This is a genomic window from Macrococcus sp. GL_134 (assembly GCF_057834705.1).
In genome coordinates, this window is the sequence record NZ_CM174409.1 from 1,883,769 (window position 1) to 1,895,846 (window position 12,078).

A 12,078-nucleotide genomic window follows, 5' to 3' on the forward strand; every position below is an offset into this window, starting at 1 on the left:
CAGCAATAAATTGCAGATGCCTATGGTTCACTTTCTTCTTACCAACGGTAGTGAGCAAATGCTTTATTTGCTTCCGCCATTTTGTGTGTATCTTCACGCTTTTTAACAGCACCACCAGTGTTGTTAGCAGCATCAAGAATTTCGTTAGCTAAACGCTCTTCCATAGTTTTTTCACCACGAAGACGTGAGTAGTTGACTAACCAGCGTAATCCTAAAGTTGTACGACGCTCAGCGCGTACTTCTACAGGTACTTGGTAGTTAGAACCCCCAACACGACGAGCTTTAACTTCTAATACAGGCATGATGTTGTTGATCGCTTCTTCAAAAACTTCCATAGCATCACGACCTGAACGTTCTTGAACTAAGTCAAATGCTGAATAAAGAATTTTTTGAGCAGTACCACGTTTACCATCAATCATGATTTTGTTGATTAATTTAGTAACCAATTTCGAATTATGAATTGGATCCGGTAATACGTCTCTTTTAGCAACAGGACCTTTACGAGGCATGAGTATATCCTCCTTTCACAGTATATTTGTTTGCTGTTTTAGTGTCTAGCAGGACAGTAATATTTACATAAATGAAATATTATTTTTTAGCTTTAGGTTTTTTAGCACCGTATAAAGAACGGCTTTGCATACGACCGTCAACACCTGAAGTATCTAACGCACCACGAACGATGTGGTAACGTACCCCTGGTAAGTCTTTTACACGTCCACCACGAATAAGTACAACACTGTGTTCTTGTAAGTTGTGGCCGATACCAGGAATGTAAGCATTAACTTCGATATTATTTGATAAACGCACACGTGCATATTTACGTAACGCTGAGTTAGGTTTTTTAGGAGTCATAGTACCTACACGAGTACAAACACCACGTTTTTGTGGAGATGCAACATCAGTAGCTTTTTTCTTATGACTGTTATAACCTTTGTTCAATGCAGGTGCAGTTGATTTTTTAATTTTAGAAGTACGAGGCTTCTTAACTAATTGGTTAATAGTAGGCATTTTAATTGTCCTCCTCTCTGTTCTTTAATTCCACACATCCAGGTGGTTCATTTTTTGGGTAAATAAAAATTTTTGTAAGATTAGCGGCTTACAAACCACTTTTCAAATGAGCAGCGACTGTCGCTTTCACTTGAATTCCAAATTCATCGCCCAGCGATCGACTAGAATCGCTATACGTTATTGGAAGTTGCTGCTGATGTGCCATCAACAGGACATCGGTTAATAAGTGGATTTGAACATCCTTAGCAATCACAAGTGACTGTACGCGATATTCCTTCAATGCCTTAAGAGTTTCCTTAAGACCCACTACATATTGATTAGAATGAACTTTTTCATTAGACATGGAAATCCTCCAAAGCGCTTCTGCATCAACCTTAATTATTTTACCACCTATCACAGACAGTGTCAACAATGTACAGCAGATAAAATCACCAATATTTTTGATTGAATCGCTGTCAGTTGCAGTCATTGTTCTAATGAATAAAAAACCGGATCCTTTGCACGGATCCGGTTGATGATTATTCTGTTACAAATGCTTCTTCCGGTTCAAAATCCGGCGTGCCTTTTTCGTACTCAACGCCTGAATAGCGTCTCATACCTGTGCCCGCAGGAATTAATTTACCGATGATAACATTCTCTTTAAGACCAAGTAAGTCATCACGTTTACCTTTGATTGCAGCATCTGTTAACACACGTGTTGTTTCCTGGAATGAAGCCGCTGATAAGAAACTTTCTGTTTCAAGCGATGCTTTAGTAATACCAAGTAACACAGGTTTTGCAGTTGCAGGGCGTTTTCTGTTCTGGAACACGACGCGGTTAGCATCTGTAAATACGTGAATATCTACTAATGCACCTGGTAATAAGTTTGTGTCTCCAGCTTCGATGATACGTACTTTACGCAGCATTTGACGAACCATCACTTCAACGTGTTTATCAGAGATTTCTACCCCTTGCATACGGTAAACTTTCTGAACTTCTTTCAGCAAGTATTTTTGTGTTGCGTTCAAGCCGGCAACAGCAAGTAATTCTTTCGGCTCGATAGAACCTTCTGTCATTACTTCACCACGGCTGACTTTAGAACCGATTTCCACTTTCAGACGCGCTGTTGCAGGCGCTAAGTAAGGACGAACTTCGTTCTCGCCTTTCACTTTGATTTCCTGCATACGGTCTTTGACGATGTTGATTTCAATGACTTCACCATTGATTTCAGAGATGATCGCCTGACCTTTAGGGTTACGCGCTTCGAATAGCTCCTGGATACGCGGTAAACCTTGTGTGATGTCGGCTCCGGCTACCCCACCTGTATGGAAAGTACGCATTGTAAGCTGTGTACCCGGCTCACCGATCGATTGCGCAGCGATTGTTCCGACTGCTTCACCGACTTCAACTTTCTCACCTGTTGCCAAGTTTTTACCGTAACATTTCTCACAGACACCGTGACGCGTATTACAAGTAAATGCTGAACGGATATGCATTTCTTCGATTCCTGCATCGACGATTGCTTTTGCGATTTCAGGAGTGATCAGTTCATTTGATTTAACAAGGATATCTTTTGTCTCTGGGTGACGTAATGTCTCACGAGAATAACGTCCTTCTAAACGTTCAATGAATGGCTCGATTAACTCTGAACCCTCACGGATAGCAGAGACTAAAAGACCACGGTCTGTTCCACAGTCTGCTTCGCGGACGATGACATCTTGTGCCACGTCTACAAGACGACGTGTCAAGTATCCTGAGTCAGCTGTTTTCAGTGCTGTATCGGCAAGACCTTTACGCGCACCGTGTGTTGAGATGAAGTATTCAAGTACTGTCAGACCTTCACGGAATGAAGATTTAATAGGTAACTCGATGATACGTCCAGCCGGGTTGGCCATCAGACCACGCATACCCGCAAGCTGCGTGAAGTTAGATGCGTTACCACGGGCACCAGAATCACTCATCATGAAGATTGGGTTCAAGTTATCAAGAGAATTCATCAGTTTCGCCTGGATTTCATCTTTTGCTTTTGTCCAAATATCGATAACTGCGGCGTAACGTTCGCTTTCAGTGATTAAACCACGTGTGAACTGTTTCGTTACTTTATCGACTTTTTCTTCAGCTGCGCTGATGATTTCCTGTTTGTCAGGTAATACGACGATGTCAGATACCCCTACAGTAATACCTGCACGTGAAGAATATTTGAATCCTAAGTCTTTCATTCTATCAAGCATTGTTGATGTATCTGTGAAGTGGAACTTGTTGAATACTTCTGCGATGACTTGTCCAAGGAATTTCTTATTGAATGGTTTGACAAGTGGTGTCTCTTCTAAATATTTCAGCAGACCTTCTTCTGTTAAGTCAGTCGCATTGATGAAATACTGCTCTGGTGTTTTTTCTTCCAGATTAGTCAATGATGGTTCATTGATGTAAGGGAATGATTCCGGCATGATTTCATTGAATATGACTTTACCTACAGTAGTTACAAGAAGCTGGTTGTTCTGCTGTTCAGTGAATGTAGGATTGTTGAATGAACCTGCTCTTACTGCGATACGTGAGTGTAAGTGAACATAGCTGTTTGTATAAGCCATGAGAACTTCGTTCGCATCGTTGAAGATCTTACCTTCACCGATTGAACCTTTACGCTCAAGCGTCAAGTAGTAGTTACCAAGTACCATATCCTGAGATGGTGTAACAACTGGTTTACCATCTTTAGGATTTAAGATGTTCTGTGCAGCAAGCATCAGCATACGTGCTTCTGCCTGGGCTTCTTTAGATAACGGAACGTGAACGGCCATTTGGTCACCATCGAAATCGGCATTGTAAGCAGTTGTTACAAGCGGATGCAGACGGATCGCGCGCCCTTCTACAAGGGTCGGTTCAAAGGCCTGAATACCTAATCTGTGAAGCGTCGGTGCACGGTTTAGGAGAACTGGATGTTCACGGATGACATCTTCTAATACATCCCATACTTCAGCATCCATACGCTCGATTTTACTTTTAGCATTTTTGATGTTTGTAGCGATTTCACGTTCAACGAGTTCTTTCATGACAAATGGTTTGAATAATTCAAGTGCCATTTCTTTAGGAAGACCACATTGATACATTTTCAAGTTTGGACCTACAACGATAACTGAACGACCAGAGTAGTCCACACGTTTACCAAGTAAGTTCTGACGGAAACGACCTTGTTTCCCTTTCAGCATATGAGACAGTGATTTCAATGGACGGTTACCTGGTCCAGTGACCGGACGACCACGGCGACCATTATCGATCAACGCATCGACCGCTTCTTGCAGCATCCGTTTTTCGTTCTGGACGATAATGCCAGGCGCACCTAAATCCAATAAGCGTTTCAGACGGTTGTTACGGTTGATGACACGTCGATATAAATCGTTCAAGTCACTTGTCGCAAAACGTCCGCCGTCCAATTGAACCATCGGACGGATTTCCGGTGGAATAATCGGCAGCACATCTAAAATCATCCATGATGGATCATTGCCTGAGTTACGGAATGATTCTACGACTTCAAGACGTTTGATTGCTCTTGTTAAACGTTGACCTGTCGCAGATTCTAACTCTTCGCGAAGTGCTTTGAGTTCTGCGTCCAGGTCGATTGACATCAATAGATCTTTGATTGCTTCAGCACCCATCTTCGCAGTGAACTGACCCGGGAATTTATCATAATACTCACGGTATTCACGTTCAGATAGCAATGATTTTTTTTCAAGACCTGTTGGGCCTGGATCAACTACAACATAAGATGCAAAGTAGATGACTTCTTCAAGAGAGCGAGGAGAGATATCAAGTAATAAGCCCATACGGCTTGGAATGCCTTTGAAATACCAGATGTGAGAAACAGGTGCAGCAAGTTCGATGTGGCCCATACGTTCACGACGTACTTTGGATTTAGTAACCTCTACGCCACAACGGTCACAGACCATCCCTTTATATCTCACACGTTTGTATTTACCACAGCTACATTCCCAGTCTTTTGTCGGACCGAAAATCTTCTCACAGAATAAACCGTCTCTTTCCGGTTTTAATGTACGGTAGTTAATTGTTTCTGGCTTTTTAACTTCACCAAAACTCCAAGAACGGATTTTTTCAGGTGAAGCGAGACCTATCTTCATGTAATGAAAGTTATTTACATCAATCAAAGCCCTACCTCCTCAAGTTTTATATTAATAATGCCCATAAGCATTTCGTCAGACTGTTACTTTTCAGTGATTTCAGCTTCCTGCTGTTTATCAAGATTGATTTTGTTATCGATGAAGTCGTCATCTTCAAGATCACGCATTTCGATTTCTTCGTCTTTGTTGTCCATGACTTTAACATCCAGACCTAAACTTTGTAATTCTTTCATCAATACGCGGAATGATTCAGGAACACCTGGTTTAGGGATGTTTTCGCCTTTAACAATCGCTTCGTATGTTTTCACACGACCGACAGTATCATCTGATTTGTAAGTCAGGATTTCCTGTAATGTATAAGCAGCACCGTAAGCTTCAAGTGCCCATACTTCCATCTCACCGAAACGTTGTCCACCGAATTGTGCTTTACCACCCAATGGTTGCTGAGTTACTAATGAGTAAGGACCAGTAGAACGTGCATGAAGTTTGTCATCAACCATGTGTGCAAGTTTCAGCATGTACATGACACCGACAGAAACACGGTTATCGAATGGTTCACCTGTACGACCGTCATAAAGAACAGTCTTACCGTCACGGGCCATACCCGCTTCTTCGATAGTCGTCCATACATCTTCATCGTTTGCTCCGTCAAATACTGGAGAAGCAACGTGCAGACCTAATTGTTTTGCAGCCATACCCAAGTGCAGTTCAAGTACTTGACCGATGTTCATACGCGATGGCACCCCAAGTGGATTCAACATGATGTCAATCGGCGTACCGTCAGGCATAAATGGCATATCTTCTTCTGGTAAAATACGAGAGATAACCCCTTTATTACCGTGACGACCACACATTTTATCTCCGACGTGAATTTTACGTTTTTGGACGATGTATACACGGACTAACTGGTTAACACCAGGAGATAATTCATCTCCGTCTTCACGGTTGAAGACTTTGACGTCAAGAACGATACCACCGGCACCATGAGGGACACGAAGTGAAGTATCGCGGACTTCACGTGCTTTTTCACCGAAGATTGCATGTAACAGGCGCTCTTCAGCAGTCAATTCAGTAACTCCTTTAGGTGTCACTTTACCGACCAGGATATCTCCGTCTTTAACTTCTGCTCCGACATAGACGATACCACGATCATCTAAGTTCTTGAGTGCATTGTCAGAGACGTTAGGAATGTCACGCGTAATTTCTTCAGGTCCGAGTTTAGTATCACGTGCTTCTGATTCATATTCTTCAATATGAATAGATGTATAGACGTCGTCTTTCACGAGACGTTCGCTCATGATAACCGCATCCTCGTAGTTATAACCATCCCAAGTCATGAAGCCGACAACGACGTTACGACCAAGTGCCATCTCACCAAGTTCCATAGAAGGACCATCTGCTAAGATTTCACCTTTAGTCACAACATCACCAACAGCGATGATTGGACGCTGGTTGTAACATGTTCCTGAGTTAGAACGTACGAATTTAGATAATTTGTATACATCTAAATCTGTTTCGATTTCTTTGCCGTTTTCTTCAACGATACGGCGTACTTTGATCTGACGTGCTTCAACGTGTTCCACACGACCTTTATATTTAGCAACGACTGCTGCACCAGAGTCACGGGCAGCAACGTGTTCCATACCTGTACCAACAAATGGTGCTTCCGGAATCATCAACGGTACTGCTTGACGCTGCATGTTCGCACCCATCAAGGCACGGTTTGAGTCATCGTTTTCTAAGAATGGGATACATGCTGTCGCAGCAGAGACAACCTGCTTCGGTGATACATCCATGTAGTCCATCCGTTCACGAGGCATTGTTGTATTGTCCCCGCGGAAACGACAGACGATTTCTTCGTCGATGAAGCTGCCGTTGTCATCAAGACGTGCATTCGCCTGAGCGACGACGTAAGCATCTTCTTCGTCTGCTGTTAAGTAGTCGATCTGTGATGTGACTTGATTAGTTTCTGGATCTACTTTACGGTAAGGTGTTTCGATGAAACCGAACTCGTTCACACGTGCATAACTTGATAATGAGTTGATCAAACCGATGTTTGGTCCCTCAGGTGTTTCAATCGGACACATACGACCGTAGTGAGAATAGTGAACGTCACGTACTTCCATACCAGCACGTTCACGCGTTAAACCACCGGGTCCTAATGCAGATAGACGACGTTTGTGCGTTAACTCTGCCAATGGATTCGCCTGGTCCATGAACTGTGATAATTGAGAGCTGCCAAAGAATTCTTTAGTAGATGCAATGACTGGACGAATATTGATCAACTGCTGCGGCGTAATAGATTCTGTATCCTGAATACTCATACGTTCGCGAACAACACGTTCCATACGAGATAGACCGATACGGAACTGGTTCTGCAGCAATTCACCTACTGAACGTAGACGACGGTTACCTAAATGGTCGATATCATCTGTATCGCCGACACCATGCAGCAAGTTGAAGAAATAGCTGATAGAAGCAACGATATCTGCCGGCGTGATGCATTTCACTTCATCATCAGGGAATGCATTACCGATGACTGTCGTTGTGCGTTTTTCTTCATCGCCAGGGATGTAGACTTTAACTGATTGAACTTCTACAGGCTCGTCTAATAAACCGTTATCCAAGTCAAAGACTTTGCGGTTTGCATTGTTTTCAAGAACTTCCATGATGCTGTCAAGGTTACGACGGTCAAGAACTGTCCCTTCGTCAGCAACAATTTCACCGGATTCCACATCAACAATCGGCTCAGCGAGTGTCTGATTGAACAGGCGGTGTTTTAAGTGAAGTTTTTTATTCATTTTGTAACGACCGACGCTTGCTAAATCATAGCGTTTTGGGTCGAAGAAACGAGAATACAGTAGGCTTCGCGCATTTTCCACTGTTGGCGGCTCACCTGGGCGTAAACGCTCATATATTTCGAGCAATGCTGATTCAACTGAATCTGTGTTGTCTTTATCTAATGCATTACGCAAGTATTCGCTCTCACCTAATAGATCGATAATCTCTTGATCTGATGAGAAACCTAACGCACGTAGTAATACCGTGATCGGTAATTTACGCGTGCGGTCGATACGAACAAATACAACGTCTTTCGCGTCTGTTTCATATTCCAGCCAAGCACCACGGTTAGGGATAACTGTTGCACCAAAACTTACTTTACCGTTCTTATCAACTTTGTCGTTGAAATAAACAGATGGTGACCGCACTAATTGAGAAACGATAACACGTTCCGCACCATTAATCACGAAAGTACCTGTGTCCGTCATGATTGGGAAATCACCCATGAAGACATCCTGTTCTTTGACTTCACCAGTCTCTTTGATGATCAGTCTAACTTTTACACGAAGTGGCTTAGAGTAAGTTGCATCATGATTTTTGGCTTCATCTAAATCATATTTGGGTTCACCCAATTTATAATCGACGAATTCTAATGAAAGATTACCTGTGAAGTCTTCGATCGGAGAAATGTCGCGAAACATTTCAAGAAGGCCTTCTTTAAGGAACCATTCATAAGATTTAGTTTGAATCTCAATTAAGTTCGGTAGTTCTAAAATTTCGGAGATACGCGCGTAACTTCTACGTTTGCGATGTCGTCCATACTGGATAAGTTGACCTGTCAACAGATTCACCCCTCAAAAATTGTGGTTACCTTACTCTCCGACAGACATAAGACAAAAAGAAAACGGAATCAAAATAAACCCCATTTTCGTTTTTTTATCGACTTAGTTCTGCCAAATTTGAGCTAGAAAAGTACACACTTATTGAATTTAAATTTTTACATTCTATTACTATAACAGATTGACATGATTAGGTCAACCTTTGACACTTTTTAAAATATAATAGCCTTTGTCTTTAGTGACAACCTCTACGTTGCCGAACAGCCCACCCATGCGTTTCTTAGCTGACGGCATGCCCTGCTTCTTCTGAATAACAACAAACAGCGCACCGCCAACATTTAAGCAGTCATAACTTTGGTCGAGAATTCTGGATACAACGTCTTTACCTGCACGAATCGGCGGGTTGGTCAGGATTGCATCAAATGACTGCTCGACGGCATCAAGTGCATCGCTCTTGTAGATGACTGCGTTGTCGATGAGATTCACCCGGCGATTCTCTTCTGCCAGATTAAGTGCACGTGTGTTGACATCGACCATATCAACTGTACTTTCCGGATGAACTTTGGCGATCATCAGACCAATCGGCCCGTAGCCGCAGCCGACATCAAGTATCCGCGGATAAGACTGTTCTTTCAGAAATGCATTGATGAGGACATTTGAACCGTAATCAATACTACCTTTAGAGAACACACCACTATCTGTCTTCAACTCAAGGCTATAATCTTCATAACGATAAGTGAACACGGACGGATTTGATTCAACATCCTGTTCTTCACTATAATAATGACTCATCATCAATCCTCCTTCGTAAAAAAAGAAACCCGTTATCAATAATAACGGGTTTTAAATGGAAGTGACAAACTATTTAACTTCTACAGTTGCGCCTGCTTCTTCTAATTTAGCTTTTAATTCTTCAGCTTCTTCTTTAGAAACAGCTTCTTTAACTGTTTTAGGAGCGTTGTCTACTAAGTCTTTAGCGTCTTTCAAGCCAAGACCAGTTGCTTCTTTAACAGCTTTAACAACTTTAATTTTTGAAGCGCCCGCAGATACTAATTCTACGTTGAATTCAGTTTGTTCAGCTGCAGCGTCAGCGCCACCAGCTGCACCAGCTGCTGCTACAGGAGCTGCTGCTGTTACACCAAATTCTTCTTCAATAGCTTTTACTAAGTCGTTTAATTCTAAAACTGACATTTCTTTAATCGCGTCGATGATTTGTTCTTTAGTCATGATTATATTTCCTCCGTTTTTTTAATAGTTTATTTTAAGCTTCTGTTGTTTCAGATGTTTCAGTTACTTCTGCTTCAGGAGCTTCAGCTGGTGCTGCTGCTTCTGTGCCTGTTTCTTTTTGTTCGCCGACTGCTTTAACAGCATAAGCGAAGTTTCTCATTGGTGCTTGTAATACTGAAAGAACCATTGAGATAAGACCTTCTTTTGAAGGAAGTGAAGCGATTGCTTTAACTTCTGCTTCAGAAGTCACTTTACCTTCGATGATACCTGCTTTAATTTCTAATTTCTCGTTTGTTTTCGCGAAATCAGCAATAATTTTAGCAGGTGCAACAACTTCCTCGTTAGAGAACGCGATCGCATTAGGGCCAGTTAAGAATTCTTCAATTCCTTCAACACCCGCAGCTTCAGCAGCACGACGTACGAGCGTATTTTTGTATACGCGGAATTCGATGCCTGCTTCACGAAGTTGTTTACGTAGTTCAGTTACTTGAGCAACTGTTAAACCACGATAGTCAACAATGATTGTAGATACTGAGTTTTTAAACTGCTCAGTGATCACATCAGTTTGTTGTTGTTTAAGTTCAACTGCTTTAGACATGATGACACCTCCATTTAGATTTTCGTGCTTTTCTAATAAGAATTAAAAAAGCACTTTTCACCTATGGCAAAAAGTGCTTGAACGTTATCAAGTCAATTTTCACCTCGGCAGGATGATTAAGCACGCAGCCCCTGCTGTCTTAGGTTATGAACACAAACTACACTATAACGTGTAGTTTGTAATCTGTCAATATTAATTAGTTACGAATTTCGTTTGGGTCTACTTTAATACCAGGGCCCATTGTTGTTGAAACTGCAACTGTTTTGAAGTAAGTACCTTTAGATGATGCTGGTTTAGCTTTAGCTAACACGTCTTTAAGCGCATTGAAGTTTTCAACTAATTTAGCGTCGTCAAATGATACTTTACCGATAGCTGCATGTACGATACCAGATTTCTCAGCACGGTATTCTACTTTACCTGCTTTGATTTCTTGAACTGCTTTAGTAACGTCCATTGTTACAGTGCCTGTTTTAGGGTTTGGCATTAAACCTTTAGGTCCTAAGACACGTCCAAGTTTACCCACTTCACCCATCATATCAGGTGTTGCAACGATTACATCGAAGTCGAACCAACCTTGGTTGATTTTGTTGATGTATTCAGTGTCACCAGCGTAGTCAGCACCTGCTGCTTCAGCTTCTTTTAATTTTTCGCCTTTAGCGAATACTAAGACGCGTTGTGTTTTACCAGTACCGTTTGGCAGTACAACTGCACCACGGATCTGCTGATCATTTTTACGTGTATCGATTCCTAGACGGAATGCCACTTCAACAGAAGCGTCGAAGTTCACTGTGCTTGTTTCTTTCGCAAGTTTGATTGCTTCTTCTACTGAGTAGAAAGAGTTACGATCAACTTTTTGAGCGGCTTCTTGATACTTTTTACCTTTTTTAGCCATTGTTTATTTTCCTCCTTATAGTGGTTTTAGCGGAATGTCCTCCCACGTATGCAATGCCGGATGACAATGCAAGAGCAGACGTCATGACGTCTGCTTAAAAACGTTTATTATTTGATTTCAAATCCCATGCTGCGAGCTGTACCTGCGATAATACGCATTGCTGCTTCAACGCTTGCTGCGTTCAAGTCTTCCATTTTTTCTTCAGCAATTTGACGTACTTGATCTTCAGTTACTGTAGCCACTTTGTTTTTATTAGGTTCGCCTGAACCTTTTTCAACTTTAGCTGCTTTTTTCAGTAATACTGCTGCAGGTGGAGTTTTAGTGATAAATGTAAATGAACGGTCTTCAAATACAGAAATTTCAACTGGAATGATTAAACCTGCTTGTTCTTGAGTACGTGCGTTAAATTCTTTACAGAATCCCATAATGTTTACACCCGCTTGACCTAATGCTGGACCAACCGGTGGAGCTGGATTAGCTTTACCTGCAGGGATTTGCAATTTAACAACTTTGATTACTTTTTTAGCCACGATGTGCACCTCCTATAATATCGTGATGTGGTCACAGGGTATGAGATTTACCCTCCCACTCAAACACGCATGCTAATAGCACGACCCTAAAATA

At 41.9% G+C, this 12,078-nt stretch carries 10 protein-coding genes and 1 other annotated feature; all 10 genes read right to left on the reverse strand.

Translation table 11 applies throughout. The annotated features are described in order from the left end of the window. Positions 1–38: 38 nt before the first annotated feature. Positions 39–509, reverse strand: coding sequence for a 30S ribosomal protein S7 (rpsG, locus tag AC3IPL_RS09965; protein ID WP_133443661.1), 471 nt, complete (start codon positions 507–509; stop codon positions 39–41). A gap of 79 nt (positions 510–588) precedes the next feature. Then, positions 589–1,008, reverse strand: a complete 420-nt coding sequence (gene rpsL, locus AC3IPL_RS09970; protein WP_133418110.1) for a 30S ribosomal protein S12 — start codon at positions 1,006–1,008, stop codon at positions 589–591. 88 nt (positions 1,009–1,096) lie between these two features. Then, entirely contained in the window at positions 1,097–1,351 is a 255-nt protein-coding gene (locus AC3IPL_RS09975) for a ribosomal L7Ae/L30e/S12e/Gadd45 family protein (RefSeq protein ID WP_489240908.1), read from the reverse strand. 175 nt (positions 1,352–1,526) lie between these two features. Continuing rightward, the gene (rpoC, locus tag AC3IPL_RS09980) at positions 1,527–5,144 is read right to left on the reverse strand and encodes a DNA-directed RNA polymerase subunit beta' (protein ID WP_489240909.1); all 3,618 of its coding nucleotides are present in this window, start codon (positions 5,142–5,144) and stop codon (positions 1,527–1,529) included. Between the two features lie 56 nt (positions 5,145–5,200). Beyond that, positions 5,201–8,740, reverse strand: a complete 3,540-nt coding sequence (rpoB, locus tag AC3IPL_RS09985; RefSeq protein WP_489240910.1) for a DNA-directed RNA polymerase subunit beta — start codon at positions 8,738–8,740, stop codon at positions 5,201–5,203. A gap of 192 nt (positions 8,741–8,932) precedes the next feature. Further along, entirely contained in the window at positions 8,933–9,529 is a 597-nt protein-coding gene (locus AC3IPL_RS09990; RefSeq protein ID WP_489240911.1) for a class I SAM-dependent methyltransferase, read from the reverse strand. A 69-nt stretch (positions 9,530–9,598) separates the two neighbouring features. Continuing rightward, positions 9,599–9,967 carry a 50S ribosomal protein L7/L12 gene (rplL, locus tag AC3IPL_RS09995; protein WP_489242347.1) on the reverse strand — a complete coding sequence of 123 codons (369 nt, stop codon included), beginning with the start codon at positions 9,965–9,967 and terminating at the stop codon, positions 9,599–9,601. A gap of 31 nt (positions 9,968–9,998) precedes the next feature. Further along, entirely contained in the window at positions 9,999–10,562 is a 564-nt protein-coding gene (rplJ, locus tag AC3IPL_RS10000; protein ID WP_489240912.1) for a 50S ribosomal protein L10, read from the reverse strand. 35 nt (positions 10,563–10,597) lie between these two features. Then, positions 10,598–10,724: a sequence feature (ribosomal protein L10 leader region), on the reverse strand. A 34-nt stretch (positions 10,725–10,758) separates the two neighbouring features. Further along, on the reverse strand, positions 10,759–11,454 hold the full coding sequence (gene rplA, locus AC3IPL_RS10005) for a 50S ribosomal protein L1 (protein WP_489240913.1): 696 nt from the start codon (positions 11,452–11,454) through the stop codon (positions 10,759–10,761). A gap of 107 nt (positions 11,455–11,561) precedes the next feature. Continuing rightward, positions 11,562–11,984, reverse strand: a complete 423-nt coding sequence (gene rplK, locus AC3IPL_RS10010) for a 50S ribosomal protein L11 (RefSeq protein ID WP_133418118.1) — start codon at positions 11,982–11,984, stop codon at positions 11,562–11,564. Positions 11,985–12,078 lie beyond the last annotated feature (94 nt).